The 16,781-nt window shown below is 70.2% G+C and carries 19 protein-coding genes; 10 read left to right on the plus strand and 9 right to left on the minus strand.

Features of this window, described 5'->3' with window-relative positions; all coding sequences use genetic code 11:
* Positions 1–65: 65 nt before the first annotated feature.
* A complete protein-coding gene (locus HNR02_RS19675) occupies positions 66–248 on the minus strand; it encodes a DUF7455 domain-containing protein (protein ID WP_017983718.1) in 183 nt (60 codons plus the stop codon).
* Between the two features lie 413 nt (positions 249–661).
* On the opposite strand from HNR02_RS19675, the gene HNR02_RS19680 reads away from it, so the two are divergent.
* Positions 662–817 (plus strand): hypothetical protein, encoded by a 156-nt coding sequence (locus HNR02_RS19680; RefSeq protein WP_179774614.1) that lies wholly within the window; start codon positions 662–664, stop codon positions 815–817.
* Positions 805–1,452, plus strand: a complete 648-nt coding sequence (locus tag HNR02_RS19685; RefSeq protein WP_312861053.1) for a DUF6885 family protein — start codon at positions 805–807, stop codon at positions 1,450–1,452. Before HNR02_RS19680 ends, HNR02_RS19685 begins: the two co-directional genes overlap by 13 nt.
* Here HNR02_RS19685 and HNR02_RS19690 read toward each other — a convergent pair.
* The 3 genes from HNR02_RS19690 to ppgK all read right to left on the minus strand — a co-directional run bounded on the left by HNR02_RS19690 (position 1,442) and on the right by ppgK (position 5,482).
* Positions 1,442–2,881: an amino acid permease gene (locus tag HNR02_RS19690; protein ID WP_179774615.1), complete on the minus strand. Its 1,440-nt coding sequence runs from the start codon at positions 2,879–2,881 to the stop codon at positions 1,442–1,444. The genes HNR02_RS19685 and HNR02_RS19690 overlap by 11 nt on opposite strands.
* Before the next feature lie 241 nt (positions 2,882–3,122).
* Positions 3,123–4,532 (minus strand): RNA polymerase sigma factor, encoded by a 1,410-nt coding sequence (locus HNR02_RS35535; RefSeq protein ID WP_376772892.1) that lies wholly within the window; start codon positions 4,530–4,532, stop codon positions 3,123–3,125.
* A 188-nt stretch (positions 4,533–4,720) separates the two neighbouring features.
* Positions 4,721–5,482: a polyphosphate--glucose phosphotransferase gene (ppgK, locus tag HNR02_RS19700; protein ID WP_179774617.1), complete on the minus strand. Its 762-nt coding sequence runs from the start codon at positions 5,480–5,482 to the stop codon at positions 4,721–4,723.
* A 64-nt stretch (positions 5,483–5,546) separates the two neighbouring features.
* On the opposite strand from ppgK, the gene HNR02_RS19705 reads away from it, so the two are divergent.
* On the plus strand, positions 5,547–6,365 hold the full coding sequence (locus HNR02_RS19705) for an inositol monophosphatase family protein (RefSeq protein WP_179774618.1): 819 nt from the start codon (positions 5,547–5,549) through the stop codon (positions 6,363–6,365).
* 142 nt (positions 6,366–6,507) lie between these two features.
* Here HNR02_RS19705 and cei read toward each other — a convergent pair whose 3' ends face one another.
* Positions 6,508–7,185 (minus strand): envelope integrity protein Cei, encoded by a 678-nt coding sequence (gene cei / locus HNR02_RS19710; protein ID WP_179774619.1) that lies wholly within the window; start codon positions 7,183–7,185, stop codon positions 6,508–6,510.
* A 392-nt stretch (positions 7,186–7,577) separates the two neighbouring features.
* Here cei and HNR02_RS19715 point away from each other — a divergent pair, with 392 nt between their 5' ends.
* Positions 7,578–7,886, plus strand: a complete 309-nt coding sequence (locus HNR02_RS19715; RefSeq protein ID WP_179774620.1) for a DUF4193 domain-containing protein — start codon at positions 7,578–7,580, stop codon at positions 7,884–7,886.
* A gap of 16 nt (positions 7,887–7,902) precedes the next feature.
* Here the strand turns inward: HNR02_RS19715 and HNR02_RS19720 are convergent, their stop codons facing one another.
* Entirely contained in the window at positions 7,903–8,403 is a 501-nt protein-coding gene (locus HNR02_RS19720) for a DUF3093 domain-containing protein (RefSeq protein WP_179774621.1), read from the minus strand.
* A 24-nt stretch (positions 8,404–8,427) separates the two neighbouring features.
* Between HNR02_RS19720 and dut the strand changes: the two genes are divergently transcribed.
* Together dut and HNR02_RS19730 are read left to right on the plus strand one after the other, a co-directional pair.
* The gene (gene dut / locus HNR02_RS19725) at positions 8,428–8,910 is read left to right on the plus strand and encodes a dUTP diphosphatase (RefSeq protein ID WP_179774622.1); all 483 of its coding nucleotides are present in this window, start codon (positions 8,428–8,430) and stop codon (positions 8,908–8,910) included.
* Entirely contained in the window at positions 8,910–9,557 is a 648-nt protein-coding gene (locus tag HNR02_RS19730) for a DUF3710 domain-containing protein (RefSeq protein ID WP_179774623.1), read from the plus strand. The genes dut and HNR02_RS19730 overlap by 1 nt, the downstream gene beginning before the upstream one ends.
* Positions 9,558–9,608: 51 nt before the next feature.
* Here HNR02_RS19730 and HNR02_RS19735 read toward each other — a convergent pair whose 3' ends face one another.
* The gene (locus HNR02_RS19735) at positions 9,609–10,328 is read right to left on the minus strand and encodes an alpha/beta fold hydrolase (protein ID WP_179776009.1); all 720 of its coding nucleotides are present in this window, start codon (positions 10,326–10,328) and stop codon (positions 9,609–9,611) included.
* A 115-nt stretch (positions 10,329–10,443) separates the two neighbouring features.
* On the opposite strand from HNR02_RS19735, the gene HNR02_RS19740 reads away from it, so the two are divergent.
* A complete protein-coding gene (locus HNR02_RS19740; protein WP_179774624.1) occupies positions 10,444–10,821 on the plus strand; it encodes an OB-fold nucleic acid binding domain-containing protein in 378 nt (125 codons plus the stop codon).
* Positions 10,822–10,833: 12 nt separating this feature from the next.
* On the plus strand, positions 10,834–11,595 hold the full coding sequence (locus tag HNR02_RS19745; protein WP_376772893.1) for a DUF3159 domain-containing protein: 762 nt from the start codon (positions 10,834–10,836) through the stop codon (positions 11,593–11,595).
* Positions 11,596–12,133: 538 nt separating this feature from the next.
* On the opposite strand, the gene HNR02_RS19750 is transcribed toward HNR02_RS19745, so the two are convergent.
* Complete coding sequence (locus tag HNR02_RS19750) at positions 12,134–12,790, minus strand: potassium channel family protein (protein WP_179774625.1); 657 nt, start codon at positions 12,788–12,790, stop codon at positions 12,134–12,136.
* Positions 12,790–13,455 (minus strand): potassium channel family protein, encoded by a 666-nt coding sequence (locus HNR02_RS19755; protein WP_179776011.1) that lies wholly within the window; start codon positions 13,453–13,455, stop codon positions 12,790–12,792. Before HNR02_RS19755 ends, HNR02_RS19750 begins: the two co-directional genes overlap by 1 nt.
* A 104-nt stretch (positions 13,456–13,559) precedes the next feature.
* On the opposite strand from HNR02_RS19755, the gene HNR02_RS19760 reads away from it, so the two are divergent.
* Both HNR02_RS19760 and HNR02_RS19765 read left to right on the plus strand, forming a co-directional pair.
* Positions 13,560–15,590 (plus strand): APC family permease, encoded by a 2,031-nt coding sequence (locus HNR02_RS19760; protein ID WP_179774626.1) that lies wholly within the window; start codon positions 13,560–13,562, stop codon positions 15,588–15,590.
* Positions 15,587–16,777 carry a class I SAM-dependent RNA methyltransferase gene (locus tag HNR02_RS19765; protein ID WP_179774627.1) on the plus strand — a complete coding sequence of 397 codons (1,191 nt, stop codon included), beginning with the start codon at positions 15,587–15,589 and terminating at the stop codon, positions 16,775–16,777. Before HNR02_RS19760 ends, HNR02_RS19765 begins: the two co-directional genes overlap by 4 nt.
* Positions 16,778–16,781: the final 4 nt, after the last annotated feature.

The following is a 16,781-nucleotide window of genomic DNA, read 5'->3' on the forward strand; positions in this document are numbered from 1 at the left end:
CACCCAGGATGCAGAACGAGCGCCGAGGAAGGTCTCCCTGGCGCCCGCTCCGTCAGTCCGGGTTCTCAGCCTCGCTGGATCTCCGCAGCGATCTCCTTGAGCTTCGACTCGTACTCGCGGGCGTGGTGGCCGCAGAAGAGCAGCTCGCCACCACTGGAGAGGATGGCTCGTACCTGTGCTGCGGCGCCGCACCGGTCACAACGGTCGGCTGCGGTCAACTCGGGGCGGGTGAGCGTCGGTGATGTCATTGGAGTCTCCCTCCGTCCCGGCATCGGCTGCCCGATGCCATCGATCCAGCGGCGACCACTTCGGCCCTGCGGTTGCCCGTCGGCTCCGCGGTGTTCGCTGGCCTCCACTCTTGCAGACGCTGAGCGCCTGGCAAGTGTTCCCGGCTGTGTGGGATGTGTGTCACGCAGAATTACCCCGGATGTCGTAGATCAATCCCGCCATTCAGGACGCAGAACCCCATCGGAACCCCATTTTCCGTGGTCAGGGCCAGTGTGGAGAAGTGGAATTCGGCCCGGGGGAAGCCATGTCAAGCGGCCGCGCGGTCAGGCTTGTTCGTTCTCAGCGGAATTTCGGGCCTGGTTCCGAGGCGAGATCGTGATCAGGCCGTCCGCGAAACCATCCCCCGCGCGGGGCACGTGCGACACTCCGTGTCATGGCGAAGCAGGCGTCGGCGGTCCGCGTTCCCGTCACGTTCTGTCACCCCGGCCCAGCGGCGGGTTCCGGTGACGTGTGGTTCCGGTGGCTCTCCGTGTCCGCACGGGCCGTCGTGGTGTGCGTCATGCCCGGCACCCACCTGTGGCGGTACTGATGGCCCTGCTCGACGAGGTGCGCTGGTTCCCCGGTGCCGAGCGTCTCGTCGCACTCGCGCGGGCCGAGATGCCGCAGCAGAAAAGCGAGTCGGCCGCCTTCGCCACGCTGGTTTCCCTGCGGGCGCACGCGATTGCGGTCGAAAGCCAGGACGACACCGCGTCGGCCGGTTCGTCCCCGGCGACCGCGTCGGCGGCGATCGGGGAGCTGTCCGGCGGGCGGCTGACGGCGGTGACCGCGGAGGGCACGTGGACCGCGAAGGCGCTCAACGCGGTCTTCGCCGGGGTGCCCGAACTGCCCGACCTGTCGCTGCTGGCCTTTGTGGACACCAGCGGATTCGGCGCGCCGGACACCCCGGACCGCGCCCTGCGCGACTACCTGGAGGGCGGGCTGCCACCGTTCTGGAGTTCCCGTTGGCGTGCCAGGCATTTCGTGATCCTCGGCGGCACGCTGACGGGCCCCGGCGGCACGCTCGTGGCCATTGTGGACGGCTACCGTCCGGTCGGCCGCGACGGCGTGCACCTGCAACTGCTCGACAGGGTCGTCGCGGCCCTGCGCGGACTGCTGCTGGTGGTGCCCTCCGCCGACGCGCCCACGGCCCGCGCGCTGGTCGCGCGGGCCGGCCTCACTCCTTAGACGCGAGCCGCGAATGGCGCCGGCCGTAAGCGAAGTAGAGGACCAGGCCCAGCGCGAGCCAGACGGCGAACCGGATCCACGTCAGCACGTCCAGGTTCAGCATCAGGTAGAAGCACGCCAGCGCGGCGACGACCGGCAGCACCGGCGACAGCGGGACCTTGAAGGGACGGTTGAGGTCCGGGCGCTTGCGGCGCAGCACGGGCACCGCGATCGCGACGATCGCCATCGCCGACAACGCGCCGATCGAGACCATGTCGGACAGTTCGGTGATCGGCACGAACGCCGCCAGCAGCGCGATCACCACGGCACCACCGATCGTCATGCGGTGCGGCGTGCCCCAGCGCGGGTGCGTGGTGCCGATCGGCTTCGGCAGCAGGCCGTCGCGCCCCATCGCGAAACCGATGCGGCCGATCGTGACCAGTTCGACCATCATCACCGAGGTCAGCCCGGTGACCGCGCCGAGCGAGATCAGGGCGCTCACCCAGTGCTGGCCGACCGAGTCGAACGCCGCCGCCAGCGGAGCACCTTCGTCGATGTCGGTGAAGGGCACCATCCCGGTCAGCACCAGGGAGACACCGACGTAGAGCAACGCGCAGATGCCGAGCGCGCCGAGGATGCCGATCCGCAGATCCTTGCGCGGGTTGCGGGTTTCCTCACCGAGGTTGGCCAGCGCCTCGAAACCGGTGTAGGCGAAGAACACGATCGCCGCGGCGGAGATGACCCCACCGATGCCGAACACGGACTGTTCGAGCCCGAGCCCCGCCTGCACGACCGGCTGGTGCAGCACCCCGGCCCCACCTTCGCTCGGCTGGGCCGGCGGGATGAACGGGGTCAGGTTGGCGCCCTTGATGAAGAACACGCCCACGGCGACGATCAGCACGCACACCGCGACCTTCACGAGCACCAGGATGTTGGTCAGGCGGGCCGATTCGCGGATACCCAGCACGGCGATCACCGTGAGGATCGCGATGATCGCCACCGCACCCACGTTCACCGTCGCGTCCTCGCCGAACCACTGCTGCGGCAGGCCCAGCAGGTTCGCCAGGTAACCGGACCAGCCCCGGGACACCACGGCCGCGCCGAGGGCGAATTCGAGGAGCAGGTCCCAGCCGATGATCCACGCGAACACCTCGCCCAGCGTCGCGAACGCGTAGGTGTAGGCACTCCCCGCGGTGGGCACGCTCGACGCCAGCTCGGCGTAACAGAGGGCCGCGAACCCGGCCACGACGGCGCCGATGACGAAGGACAACGTCACAGCCGGCCCGGCGTGCGTCTTCGCCTCCACGCCCGCGAGCGTGAAGATGCCGGTACCGATGATGATCCCGACCCCGAAGCCCACCAGATCCCTGGCGCGCAGGCGGCGCTTCAGCTCACCGGACTCCTGCCGGGCGAGGACTTCGTTGACGTCAAGCGTTCGGGTGATGCCCATGGAGGAACGTTAGAAGATCACGGGCGGGTTCGCAGGGTTGGGTGGGGAAAACCCCTTACAGCGTCGGAAAGGTCACCTTGGGGTCGCCCCCCGCCTCGCTGATGGCTTCGGTGGCTGGGGATGAGGGGCGGGGGAGGTCTGGGGCGGTCGTTTCGGGCTTGCGTTGCCGGGTGGCGTTGTGCTGTGGTGCCAAGAAAAAAGGCGCCCTCCGTGATCGGGAGGACGCCTTTTTCGTTTGTGCCTAGTCCAGGTAGTCGCGGAGGACCTGGCTGCGGCTGGGGTGGCGCAGCTTGGACATGGTCTTCGATTCGATCTGCCGGATGCGCTCGCGCGTGACGCCGTAGACCTGGCCGATTTCGTCTAAAGTCCTCGGCTGGCCGTCGGTCAGGCCGAAGCGCAGGCGGACCACGCCGGCTTCGCGCTCGGACAGGGTCTGCAGCACCGACTGGAGCTGGTCCTGCAGCAGCGTGAACGACACCGCGTCCACCGCGACGACCGCTTCGGAGTCCTCGATGAAGTCGCCCAGCTGCGAGTCGCCCTCGTCGCCGATCGTCTGGTCCAGCGAGATCGGCTCGCGGGCGTACTGCTGGATCTCCAGGACCTTCTCCGGCGAGATGTCCATCTCCTTGGCGAGCTCTTCCGGCGTCGGCTCACGGCCGAGGTCCTGGAGTAGCTCGCGCTGGATGCGGCCCAGCTTGTTGATGACCTCGACCATGTGCACCGGAATACGGATCGTCCGGGCCTGGTCGGCCATCGCGCGCGTGATCGCCTGCCGGATCCACCACGTCGCGTAGGTGGAGAACTTGTAGCCCTTGGTGTAGTCGAACTTCTCGACCGCACGGATCAGGCCCAGGTTGCCCTCCTGGATCAGGTCCAGGAACGCCATGCCGCGGCCGGTGTAGCGCTTCGCCAGCGAGACGACCAGACGGAGGTTCGCCTCCAGCAGGTGGTTCTTGGCGCGCTCCCCGTCCCGGATGATCCAGCGCAGATCGCGGCGCATCTGGGTGGCGAGCTTCTCGCCCTCCTCCTCCGCGACACGCAGGCGCTCCGCCGCGTAGAGGCCGGCCTCGATCCGCTTCGCGAGCTCGACCTCCTCCTCGGCGTTGAGCAGCGCGACCTTGCCGATCTGCTTCAGGTACGCACGTACCGAGTCCGCCGACGCGGTGAGCTCGGCGTCCTTGCGGGCCTGCCGCAGAGCCTCCGACTCCTCCTCGTCCCAGACGAAGTCACGGTCGGTGGCCTTGGCGTTGCCCTGCTGCTGCTTGGCGGCGGCGGGGGTGGCCTTCTCGTCCGGCTCGTCCTCGTCGAGGTCGTCGGCCGCGTCGGTGACGGTCGCGTCGACGACATCGACCTCCACCTCGCTTTCGAGGTCGGCGAGATCGGCGTCGAGATCGACGTCCTCCACGTCCTCGCCGGGGCCGTCCGGCTCCCCGTCCTCGGTCTTGCCGCCCTTGCGGGTGGCGCGGCCCTTCGCCGGGGCCTTCTTCGGGCCCTTGCCGGCGGCGGGCTTCCGGGGGGTCGCCGACTTCTTCGTGGCGCCCGAGGCCTCGGCCTCGGTCACGTCTTCACGGCCCGCGTCGGGTTCCGCGCTCACGTCGGCGGCGCTCGTTGTCTTCGTGCCGCTTCGGGTAGCGGTTTTTGCGGCTGCCACGTACGCCCTTTCGCAGCGGTCGATCACGGCGAACCGAGATTGGTGGCTCCCGGCTGCCTCAGATTCGGGGAACGTCCCGCGGCCTGCGGTTTTGTCCTCCGCGACCGTGGGCCGTGTTCCATTGTAACGACGATACGCCGGTGCGTTGCGGCCGATCATCGTTCAACCCCGGCCCGGCGTCGCGGGGCTCAGTGTTCGAGGCCCTCCGCGGCGGCCAGCGCCGCACCCACGATCCCGGCGTTGTTCTGCAGAGATGCGACCAGGACCGGTGTCCTGATGTCGAGCAGCGGCACCCACTTCTCGGCCTTCTTGCTGACCCCGCCGCCCACGATGAACAGATCCGGCCAGATCAGGTTCTCCAGCACGGTCAGGTAACGGTTCACGCGCACGGCCCATTCCGGGTAGGACAGGCCCTCGTTGTCCTTGACGGAGGCGGCCGCCTTCTTTTCGGCGTCGTGCCCGTCGACCTCGAGGTGACCGAACTCGGTGTTCGGCATCAGGGTGCCGTGCTGGAACAGCGCGCTGCCGATCCCGGTGCCGAACGTCAGCAGCGTGGTGACGCCCTCGTGCGCCCGCGGATCGCCGTAGCGGATCTCGGCCATGCCGGCGGCGTCGGCGTCGTTGAGCATCGCGATGTCGTCCTCGTGGCGGTCCAGCCGCTTGGCGAACAACGCGTCCGCGTCCGTGCCGATCCAGCTGGGGTCGATGTTCGCCGCGGTCTGCGCGACGCCCTTCTTGATGACCGCGGGCAGCGTGATGCCCACCGGGCCGTCCCAGCCGAAGTGCGCGACCACCTCGGCCACCACGTCCGCGACGGCTTCGGGCGTCGCGGGGCGCGGGGTGTCGATCCGGAACCGGTCGCCGATCAGTGCGCCCTTTTCCAGGTCGACAAGGGCGCCCTTGATACCGCTGCCGCCGATGTCGATTCCGAAACCTCGGGTCGCCGTCATTGGCGCCGTCCCTTCTCGTTCGATTCAGAAACCTGTGCCGGAGACTTTAACCGGGTGTGGTCCCATGGTGGACGTGGGAGCTGCCGAAGCAGAGTTGAGGGATGTCGCCGTCCGGGTCGCGACCGAGGCCGCCGAGCTGGCCAGCCGGGCCCGTGACGCCATGGTCGCAGGTCAGCCCGTGCAGGTCGAGACCAAGTCGACCGACACCGACGTGGTCACCGCGGTCGACCGCGCCGCCGAGCAGCTGGTGCGCGACCGGCTCGCCGAACTGCGGCCGGGGGACCACGTCCTGGGGGAGGAGGCGGGCGGCACGGCCGGTGACGGCGTCACGTGGGTGGTCGACCCGATCGACGGCACCGTGAACTTCCTCTACGGCGCGCCCCTGTTCGCGGTGTCGCTGGCCGCGCAGGTCGACGGCGTGTCGGTGGCCGGGGCGGTCGTGGAACCCGTCAGCGGGCGGTGCTGGACGGCCGTGCGCGGCGAGGGCGCGTGGCTCGACGGGCGGCGGCTGGCCGTGTCGTCACCCTCGCGGCTGGAGCTGAGCCTCGTCGGCACCGGTTTCGCGTACTCGGCGCAGCGGCGGGCGCGGCAGGCCCGGTTCGTCGCGGACCTGGTGACGCGGGTGCGCGATGTGCGCCGGGCCGGGGTGGCGTCGCTGGACCTGTGCGCGGTGGCCGCGGGGTGGCTGGACGGGTATGTGGAGCACGGCCTGAACCGGTGGGACTGGGCTGCCGGGGCGCTGGTCGCGTCCGAGGCGGGTGCCGTGGTGCATCTGCCGGGGGAGGATGCCGCGCTGGGGGCGGATGCGACTTTTGCCGCGGCGCCGTCGGTGGCGGGGGCGCTGTATGACGCGGTTGTGGAGTGTGGCGCCGAAGGTGTGTAGCCGGAGGCGGCTTGTCTGCTGGGGGCTGGCTTCGAGATGACTGCCCGGCCTGGTTCCGTGCAGGCTCGCTGGCGCTCGCCACCGCACGGCGCCGGCGCGCCGTTGGTGGCGGGGGCCGGCAGGTGGGACTGACGGGCTGGGGTCAGCAGGTGCCGGGGCGGGCGGCTTGCAGCAGTGCGTCGTCGATCGGCGGGGGAGTGGCCGTGGACTGCTCGCCGCCGTCGTCGCCCTGGGTTGCCGACCACGCCTGCAGCTGCGCGAGCACGTCGCGCGCCGCCTGGGTCGGGAACACGTCGCCGAAGGCGCTGCCGATCGCGAGGTCCACGCTCGCGTCCTGGCGGTCGTCCCGCACCATCTCCACGCACGGCACCACGAGACCCACCGTGCGCGCCGCGGAACTCCCGGCCTCACCGAAGCGCAACTGACCGCGGCAGGCCGCCTCCTCCTCCGCGTACGCCGGGTCGTTCTCCGGCTCCGCGATCCGGGTGAAACCCAGCTGCCGCAGGGCTTCCGTGGTGATCGCCGCCTGCCCGCGCTTCTCGCTGGCGTTGAGGACCTTGAGCACGACCCGGTCGGCGGGAATCGGCCCCGTCTCGTCGAGCGCGTTGTAGCCGAGGTTGGTGTAGGTCATGCCCGGCGGGGGAGTGGGCGGCGGATCACACCGCAGCGCCTCGTCGATGTCGGCCTTGCTGGTGATGGCGCGCACCCAGATGAACATCGCGACGAGGCCGAGCACCCCGATCACGATGAGCGCGGGCAGGGGACGGTGTCTCCGGTAGGGACGTGATCTCCGGTTGCCGTACCCGCTCCCCGACGACACCTGCCCCACCCCTTCGGCCGAAGTCCCGAACACCCGCTTGCCCGAACCGTCGTTCCTGATCAGCGTAGGCGTTACAGTGCACCAGAGTCGTCACCCGTCCGAAGCCGGGGTCCGTGTCGCACGGTCCCACGGACCGCATCAGGTTGTGTTCCCCCTGTTGGGTGACGTATGTCCTGCTTCGAATGACACTCTGCGCGTTCGGGTAAAGCGTGAGCTACCCTCTGCGGGCTCCGCCGGTGGATCAGGACTCCGGACACGTTGCCGAAGAGAGACCTGGCTCACGACGGGGGCGGGCACAAACAGGGGCGCTGGAACGTTGTCCAGCGGCACGAAGGCATGCGAACAGTGTGCTTGAACAGTGATGACGATGCTGATCGCAGGGGTGAGGGACAATGGCGACCGACTACGACGCTCCGCGCCGCAGCGAAGCCGACGAGCTCGCCGAGGACTCGTTGGAGGAGCTGAAGGCTCGCCGGAACGAGAACCAGTCCGGCGTGGTGGACGTGGACGAGGACGCGAGCGCGGAGAACTTCGAACTCCCGGGCGCGGACCTGTCCGGGCTGTCGGGTGAGGACCTGACGGTGAAGGTGGTGCCGAAGCAGGCGGACGAGTTCACCTGCTCCGTGTGCTTCCTGGTGCACCACCGCAGCAGGCTGGCCGAGGAGAGCGGCGGGCAGATGATCTGCCGCGACTGCGCCTGAGGCGCGCGGGGCCGGGCTACTTCCCTGAGCGGAGCAGCTCGGCCAGCGCCTCCGGCCTGCGGGTGCTGAACACCCAGTAGGGAGTCGGGTCCGCGGGATCGGTCAGGTGCACACGCAGCAGCGAACCGACCCAGCCGCGATGCGTCACGTGTGCGGCGGGGTCGAGTTCCGGCCCCATCGCCTTCCGCTTCCCGTCCTTGCCGACGACCTCGACCTCCCCGACGAACCGCAACGGCAGATGAGCGTCCCCGACCCAGAGTTCGTCGCCGGTGACCCGGATCCGGACCCGGCCCATCGTCACCAGCCACGCCACCATCAACGGCACCAGCACCACGAACGGCAGCCACACCGGCACCGCCGGATAGCCGAGGTGGATCTCGTAGGCCAGCAGTCCCGCCGCGACCAGCGGCAGCGGCCAGCCCCACCACGACAGGTAGAGCCGTTCGGAATACCGCGTACGGCTTTCGGCCGTGGTCGTCTCGCTCACCGCGGCGGCCGCACTCGCTTCCTCACCCATGCCCTCAGGGTAGTCTCGCCGCCCGTGTCCCCCGTGCAGGTCCTGCTGACCCGGCTCGATCCGGGTGTCCCGCTCCCGTCCTACGCCCGGCCCGGCGACGCCGGCGCCGACCTCGTGACGACCACGGACGTCGTCATCGACCCCGGTGAGCGGGTACTGGTCGGGACCGGGGTGGCGATCGCGCTGCCGCCCGGCTACGCCGGATTCGTGCACCCGCGGTCGGGGCTGGCCGCGCGCACCGGACTGTCGATCGTGAACACGCCGGGCACCATCGACTCCGGCTACCGCGGGGAGATCCGGATATGCCTGGTCAACCACGACCCGCGCGAGCCGATCGTGCTGGCGCGGGGCGACCGGATCGCGCAGCTGGTGATCCAGCGCGTGGAGACCGCCGAGTTCGTCGAGGTCGCGGAACTGGCGTCCAGCGAGCGCGGGGCGGGCGGCTACGGCTCGACCGGCGGGCATGCGACGCTGAGCGGAAACACTGGGGAAGGAACGAGGAAGTAGTGGGCATCTTCGGACGCAAGAAGCGGGGCCGCCACGCGATGGCCGACCCCGGTGACGTCTGGGAAGACGACATCACCGAGGAGCCGGAAGACGAGCCGGGGCCCGACGGCGCGGGCGGGCCGTTCGACATCACCGAGGCGCCCGAGGACGGCCGCCCGCGGATCGACCTCGGCTCGGTGCGCGTCCCGGTGCCCGACGGCACCCAGGTGCAGGTCGAGATGGACCAGCAGGCCGGTGGCGTGCGGGCGGTGCACGTCGTGACGGCGCACGGGCAGGTCACCGTGAGCGCCTACGCCGCGCCGCGGTCGGGCGGGCTGTGGCACGAGGTGGTCGCCGAGCTGACCGAGCAGCTGCGGGGCGACGGCGCCAAGGTGGCGCCGGGCAACGGCGAGTGGGGCCCGGAGCTGTCGGCGCTGATCGGTGACGTCGCGCTGCGGTTCGTCGGTGTCGACGGCCCGCGGTGGATGCTGCGCGGCGTGATCGCCGGCCCGCAGTCGATGGCCGCCGAAGCGCCCGCGGTCCTGCGCGACATCGTCCGCGGCACGATCGTCGACCGCGGCGACGCGCCGATGCCGGTGCGCACGCCGTTGCCGATCACCCTGCCCGAGGCGGTTCAGCAGCACATCGCACAGCAGCAGGGCCAGTAGCGGCGCGGCCGGACCCGGCGCCCCCCGATGTGGCATCGGTGGCGTCTGACGCTACGAATGTGGCCCGGGGGGAGCGGTCGCGTTCGCTTGGAGCCAGCTCTGCAGTGTCGCCCGGCCGAGCGATTCGCGGTCGGCGCCCAGCGCCTCCAGCGTCGTCTCACGGACCACCGCGCGGGGCAACGCGCGTGCCCACGCGTGGGCGACCGCGACCGGGTGCACGGGATCGTCGGTGCAGGCGGCGATCCCGACCGGGATGTCCAGCGAAGCCAGCTCGTCGAGCGTCGGCGCGGGATGGCCGGACGCGGCCCGCAGGCTCGCCGCCAGTCCGGTCCCGTGCCGCCGCCACGCGCGGGTCAGCTCGGCGGCCAGCCACGGTGGCACACCGTCGGTCGCGATCCGCAAGGCGTTCTCCAGGCCGTGTTCGTCCACCAGGTCCGCGGAGGCACGCGCCGCGAGCGAGGCCGGGGCGTCCGACGGCGGCCCGGACCACGCAGGCAGCGCGAGCAGCAGACCGGCGCAGCGGCCGGGGTTGCGCACCGCCCATTCGGCGGCCAGATGGGCGCCCAGCGAGATGCCCCCGGCGAGCACCGGGCCGTCCTCGGCGGCCTCGTCCAGTGACGTGAGCGACCCGGCCGTCACGGCGCTTCCGGACGGCGGTGCGGGGGTGTGCGTCCTGATCCCGGACGCATGCAGCGGACCTGCGAAAACAGACCGCACGAAGACCTCGTCGGAGCCCGTTCCCGGGAGCAGGACAGCGGGTGGTTTCGGCATTGCGGACGTCACGTTGCGATCTTGGCGCAAACCGGCTGTGCTGGCCCCCGCAAGGTTAGGCTGGACGACATACGGGCCGTTCAAGTCGGGGGCCCCGGAACAGGAGCAGTGGCCTATGTCCGCCAAAGACGGCGGCTATTTCAGCCGGCTGGTGCGCAAGCTCACCAGCGACGTCGAGGATCTCGACGCCGACGATCTGTCCGAAAAATCCGAGGCCGGCGGTGCGCGGCGTGCCTGCGACTGCCGGTCGGGCGAAGAGGTGACCGTTCTGGGCCGGTTACGCAGCGTCGAGCTGTGTCCCACGAAAGAGGCGGCGACACTGCGGGCCGAGTTGTTCGACGGGACCGAGGGCGTGACGCTAGTCTGGCTGGGACGGCGCCGTATCCCGGGTATCGAACCGGGCCGGACCATCAAGGTCCGCGGACGCATGGCCGAACGGGACGGCCAGAAGGTGCTGTACAACCCGTTCTACGAGCTGCAGACGACCTCCTGAATTGGTAGCCGCGTGACTGAACCCGCCCGTCCAGGCGAGAAGACCGACGAAAGCCCCGCCGGCGAGACCGGGGCCGAACCTGGGCGGGCGGGTGACAAACCGCAGCCCACGATGCTCGAGCAGATGGGCGGCGTGTCCGGGCTCGTCTACTCGTCCCTGCCGATCGTCGTGTTCGTGCTGGCGAACTCGTTCTTCGGGTTGACCGTCGGCATCTGGAGCGCGATCGGCAGCGCCGTGGCGATCACGATTCTGCGGCTCGTGCGCCGTGAACCGCTGCAGCCCGCGATCTCCGGTTTCTTCGGGGTCGCGATCGCGGCGTTCATCGCCTACCGCACCGGGTCCGCGAAGGGTTTCTTCCTGTTCGGGATCTGGGCGAGCCTCGTCTACGGCGGGGTGTTCGTGCTGTCCGTGCTGGTCCGCTGGCCGCTGGCGGGCGTGGTGTGGAACTTCCTCAACGGCACGGGACACGCCTGGCGCCGCGACAAGCCCTCGCGCCTGGGCTACGACATCGCGACCCTCGCGCTGGCCGCCGTCTTCTTCGCGCGCTTCGTCGTGCAGCGGTGGCTCTACGAGGCCGACTACACGGGCTGGCTGGCCTTCGCCAAGATCGCGATGGGCTACCCGCTGTACGGCTTGGCCCTGCTGGTGGTCGTCTGGGCCGTGCGTCGTTCCGACAAACGCCTCAAGGCCCTCGAAGAGGCCAAGGCGGCGGAGGAAGAGGACGTCGAGGCCCGCTTGCGGCTCAAGTACGGCCAGCCGCCCCAGGAAGCCTGACGGCCGGGGCCGACTCAGACCTCCCCGCTCACCACAGCAAACCACCGCCCGGCAACGCAAGCCAGCACACGACCGGCCCGGACCTCCCCCGCCCCTCATCCCAAGCCTGTTTGGTCGCTGATCAGCGGGGTCAAGGTAGTCTTTCCCGCCTTGACGCCGCTGCTCAGCGACTGAAACCCTCCGCAAGGAGGGGCGGGGGAGGTCGAACCCAAGCCGACCGACTACCGGCCGCCCACGCGCCCAGCGGTCACCGAGCCAGCCGAAGCGCGGGTTCAAAGATCAAGAGCGTCCTCGCCGGACAGGCAGGCTCCGGGATGACCAGGGGTTTTCGAGTCCGGCTCACCTCAACGAGGTGGTCCGCTGTGCGGTCATCCCGTCGCCTTCCTGTTTGTGCATATCACTGTGAGCCAGGCCCGCAAGGTTGGCATGTCAACTCACGCGAGCACGAAGGTTGCGGGCCTGGCTCACAGTGATCGTCCGGTTTCAGGCGACGGGATGACCACCCAGCTCCGGGTTTCAAGCAGCTCGCTGGCGCGCGCTAGTAGCCGAGTGCTTTGCGGATGTCGGCTTCGACCTCTGACGAGGCGACGAACAGCAGCTCGTCGCCCGGTTCGAGTGGGTCTTCCGGCTGGGGCACGATCACCCGGTCGCCGCGCAGGATCGTCACCAGTGCGGCGTCCCGGGGCAGCGCCAGGTCGCTCACCGGGCGGCCCGCCAGCGGGGTGTGCTCGGGCAGGGTCAGCTCGACCAGGTTGGCCTGTCCCTGCCGGAACGTCATCAGCCGCACCAGGTCGCCGACGCTGACGGCCTCCTCGACCATCGCGGCCAGGATCCGCGGCGTCGACACGGCGACGTCCACGCCCCACGCGTCGGTGTAGAGCCACTCGTTGGACGGGTTGTTGACCCGCGCCACGACGCGCCGTACCGCGAACTCGGTCTTCGCCAAGAGTGACACGACCAGGTTGACCTTGTCATCGCCCGTCGCGGCGATCACCACGTCGCAGCGCTCGATACCGGACTCCTCCAGCGTGGACACCTCACACGCGTCCCCGAGCACCCAGTCCGCCTGCTCGACCGTCTCCGGCTCGAACTGCCCGGACTGCCGCTCGATCAGCATGACCTGGTGGCCGCCGTCGATCAGCTCCTTGGCGATCGACCGGCCCACCGCGCCCGCCCCCGCGATCGCGACCCGCATCAGGCCTCCTCTTCCGGAGCACGGGCCGCCGTGCTCGTCACGTCGCCCACGGTCCCGGACCGCGCCGCGACGTAGACCAGGTCATCCGCCTGCAGGACCGTCTTGGAATCGGGCAGGACGGGGGTTCCGAACCGCATGATGAACGCCACGCGCGAGCCGGTCGACTCCTGCAGCTCGTTGACGCTGCGCCCGACCCAGCCCTCGTGCAGCGGCAGCTGCAGCACCGCGACGTTGCCGCTCGGATCGCGCCACGCCGAGGCCACCCCGTCGGGCAGCAGGGTGCGCAGGAACCGGTCGGTCGTCCACGGCACGGTCGCCACGGTCGGGATGCCCAGCCGCTCGTAGACGGCCGCGCGCTTGGGGTCGTAGATCCGCGCGACGACGTGCTCCACGCCGAAGTTCTCCCGCGCCACCCGCGCGGAGATGATGTTGGAGTTGTCCCCGTTGGACACCGCGGCGAACGCGCCCGCCTTCTCGATGCCCGCATCGATCAGCACCTGCCGGTCGAATCCCATGCCCAGCACCTGCTGGCCGTGGAAGTCGCTGCCCAGCCTGCGGAACGCCTCCCGCGTCTTGTCGATCACCGCGACCTCGTGCCCGAGGCGTTCGAGGGCCGCGGCCAGGGATGCGCCGACCCGGCCGCACCCCATGATCACCACGTGCACGTCCTGCCTCCTCATGCGTCACCCGATCGGCGGCTACCCGGTAGATGCCGTCGCAGAACCTACCTTGTCCGGCCCCTTCGCGGACCCGCCCGTACCCTTCTGACGTGTCGAAGATTGCGACCGCCACGAAACGGCTGCTCGTGGGCCGTCCGTTCCGCTCGGACCGGTTGTCCCACACTCTGCTCCCCAAGCGGATCGCGCTGCCGATTTTCGCCTCCGACGCGCTGTCGAGCGTGGCCTACGCACCCGAGGAAATCTTCCTCACGCTGAGCGTCGCCGGACTGTCCGCGTACGCGTACGCGCCGTGGATCGGCATCGCCGTCGCGGTGGTCATGCTGGTCGTGGTGGCCTCCTACCGCCAGAACGTGCACGCCTACCCCAGCGGCGGCGGCGACTACGAGGTCGCCAGCACCAACCTGGGTGGCAAGTTCGGCCTGACGGTGGCGAGCGCGCTGCTCGTCGACTACGTCCTCACGGTGGCGGTGTCGACGTCCTCCGGGGTGGCCAACATCGGGTCGGCGATCCCGTTCGTCGCCGAGCACAAGGTGCTGACCGCGGTGGTGATCGTGGTCGTGCTCACCTCGATGAACCTGCGGGGTGTGCGCGAATCGGGCAAGACCTTCGCGATCCCGACCTACGGTTTCATCGTCGGCATCCTCGGCATGGTCGCGTGGGGCCTGTTCGAGGCGGTGCGGGGTACGCCGATGAAGGCCGAGAGCGCCGGGTTCGAGCTGCACGAGGAAGCCTCGCTCACCGGGTTCGCGTTCTTCTTCCTGATCCTGCGGTCGTTCTCCTCCGGCGCCGCCGCGCTGACCGGCGTCGAGGCGATCAGCAACGGCGTGCCCGCGTTCCGCAAGCCGAAGTCGAAGAACGCGGCGACGACGCTGCTGATGATGGGCGTGCTCGCGGTGACGATGCTGGTCGGCATCATCACGCTGGCGATCCTCACCGACGTGAAGTTCGCCGAGAACCCGGCGACGCAGCTGGTCGGCGCCCCGGAGGGCTACCAGCAGAAGACGATCGTGACCCAGATCGCGCACGCGGTCTTCTCCGGTTTCTCGCCCGCGTTCTACTACATCTCGTTCGTCACCGGCATCATCCTGCTGCTGGCCGCGAACACCGCGTTCAACGGTTTCCCGGTGCTCGCGTCGATCCTCGCGCAGGACCGCTACCTGCCGCGGCAGCTGCACACGCGTGGTGACCGGCTCACCTTCTCCAACGGCATCCTGTTCCTGGCCGCGTTCGCGCTGATCCTGATCATCGCGTTCGACGCCGAGGTCACGAAGCTGATCCAGCTCTACATCGTGGGCGTGTTCGTGTCGTTCACGGTCAGCCAGGCCGGCATGCTGCGGCACTGGCACCGGCTCCTGGCCACCGAAACCGATCCGGGTGTCCGGCGGCGGATGCGGCGCTCGCAGACGGTCAACGCGATCGGTCTGACGATGACCGGGGCGGTGCTGGTGATCGTGCTGATCACCAAGTTCCTGCTCGGCGCGTGGATCGCGATCGCCGCGATGGTGGCGATCTACCTGCTGATGACGGCGATCCGGCGGCACTACGACCGGGTGTCGGAGGAGCTGTCCGCGCTGGACGGCGCCAACCCGACCGTGCTGCCCTCCCGCAACCACGCCATCGTGCTGGTGTCCAAACTCCACCTGCCGACCATGCGCGCGCTGGCCTATGCCAAGGCGATGCGGCCGGACGTGCTGGAGGCGGTGACGGTCAACGTCGACGACGCCGAGACGCGTCAGCTCACCGCCGAGTGGGAGGGCAAGGGCTTCAAGGTGCCGTTGAAGGTGATCGAGTCGCCCTACCGCGAAATCACGCGCCCGGTGCTCGACTACGTCAAGCGCGTGCGTGGCGACAACCCGCGGGACGTGGTGACGGTGCTGATCCCGGAGTACGTGGTCGGGCGCTGGTGGGAACAGTTGCTGCACAACCAGAGCGCGCTGCGGCTCAAGGGCCGGCTGCTGTTCCAGCCGGGTGTGATGGTCACCAGCGTGCCGTGGCAGCTGGAGTCCTCGGCCAAGGCGCTGCGGCGCGCGGCCCGTGCCCGCATCCGGCCCGCGGCCGGTGACGTGCGGCGCGGGTACGTCCCCGAGCGTCCCGGAACGGGTAAGGACGGCGGGAAGTGACGGACTGGACCGGGCGGACCCTGGAACTCGAAGTGGGTCCCGTGGCGCACGGCGGGCACTGCGTGTCCCGTGTGGACGGTCGTGTCGTGTTCGTGCGGCACGCGTTGCCCGGTGAGCTGGTGCGCGCGGAGGTGACCGAGGACAAGGGCGGTTCGTTCTGCCGTGCCGACGCCGTCGAGGTGCTCACACCGGTACCGGAGCGCGTCGATCCGCCGTGCCCGCTGGCGGTGCCCGGGCAGTGCGGTGGCTGCGACTGGCAGCACGCGGCGCCGGAGTTCCAGCGCGAGCTCAAGGCGCGGGTGGTGGCCGAGCAGCTGCGGCGGCTGGCCGGGATCGAGTGGCCGGTCGAGGTCGAGGCGCTGCCCGGGGATGTGCTGGGCTGGCGGTCACGCGTGCGGCTGGTGGCCGGGCGGGACGGGCGCGCCGGGCTGCGGGCGCACCGCAGCCACCGCGTGATCCCGCTGGAGAAGTGCCCGATCGCGGTGCCGGGTGCGCTCGACCAGGCGCTGGGCCGGCGCTGGCGGCCGGGCACCGAGATTGAGAACACCATCGACGGGGACGGCCGGGTCCACGCCCGCGAACTGGCGACCGTGCGCGGCAAGCGGCGGGCCCGTCAGCTGACCGGCGGGGAGGCGGTGCAGCACGCGGCCGGCCGCGACTGGCGCCTGCAGGCACACGGGTTCTGGCAGGTGCACCCGGCCGCGGCGGACACGTTCGCCGAGGTGGTGCGCGAGTGGGCGCGGGCTTCGCCGGGCGCGCTGGCCTGGGACCTCTACGCCGGGGTCGGGCTGTTCGCGTCGGTGCTCGCCGCGCAGGTCGGTCCCTCGGGCCAGGTCGTGGCGGTGGAGTCGGGGCGGCGGGCGGTCACCGACGGCGAGCGCAACCTCGCGGACCTGCCGCAGGTGGGCTGGCGGGCGGGCCGGACCGAGGACGTGCTGCGGAAGCTGTCCGGTCGGCCGGAGGTGGTCGTGCTGGACCCGCCGCGCTCCGGCGCGGGACGCGAGGTGGTCGAGACGCTGGCCGCGGCGTCGCCGTCGCGGGTGGTGTATGTCGCGTGCGATCCGGCGGCGCTGGCCCGTGACGTCGCGACTTTTGCCGAGGCGGGGTACCGGCTGGAGCGGTTGCGGGCGTTCGACGCGTTCCCGATGACGCACCACGTGGAGTGCGTGGCGCTGCTGACGCGCTGAGGCG

This window comes from Amycolatopsis endophytica, assembly GCF_013410405.1.
Lineage (GTDB): Bacteria > Actinomycetota > Actinomycetes > Mycobacteriales > Pseudonocardiaceae > Amycolatopsis_E > Amycolatopsis_E endophytica.

What these genes read in the sequence shown, in the direction of transcription:
- HNR02_RS19675 (WP_017983718.1), bottom strand. Translation starts at nt 248, where the DNA reads ATGACATCACCGACGCTCACCCGCCCCGAGTTGACCGCAGCCGACCGT.
- HNR02_RS19680 (WP_179774614.1), top strand. Translation starts at nt 662, where the DNA reads ATGGCGAAGCAGGCGTCGGCGGTCCGCGTTCCCGTCACGTTCTGTCAC.
- HNR02_RS19690 (WP_179774615.1), bottom strand. Translation starts at nt 2,881, where the DNA reads ATGGGCATCACCCGAACGCTTGACGTCAACGAAGTCCTCGCCCGGCAG.
- ppgK (WP_179774617.1), bottom strand. Translation starts at nt 5,482, where the DNA reads ATGACGGCGACCCGAGGTTTCGGAATCGACATCGGCGGCAGCGGTATC.
- HNR02_RS19705 (WP_179774618.1), top strand. Translation starts at nt 5,547, where the DNA reads ATGGTGGACGTGGGAGCTGCCGAAGCAGAGTTGAGGGATGTCGCCGTC.
- HNR02_RS19715 (WP_179774620.1), top strand. Translation starts at nt 7,578, where the DNA reads ATGGCGACCGACTACGACGCTCCGCGCCGCAGCGAAGCCGACGAGCTC.
- HNR02_RS19720 (WP_179774621.1), bottom strand. Translation starts at nt 8,403, where the DNA reads ATGGGTGAGGAAGCGAGTGCGGCCGCCGCGGTGAGCGAGACGACCACG.
- HNR02_RS19735 (WP_179776009.1), bottom strand. Translation starts at nt 10,328, where the DNA reads ATGCCGAAACCACCCGCTGTCCTGCTCCCGGGAACGGGCTCCGACGAG.
- HNR02_RS19740 (WP_179774624.1), top strand. Translation starts at nt 10,444, where the DNA reads ATGTCCGCCAAAGACGGCGGCTATTTCAGCCGGCTGGTGCGCAAGCTC.
- HNR02_RS19750 (WP_179774625.1), bottom strand. Translation starts at nt 12,790, where the DNA reads ATGCGGGTCGCGATCGCGGGGGCGGGCGCGGTGGGCCGGTCGATCGCC.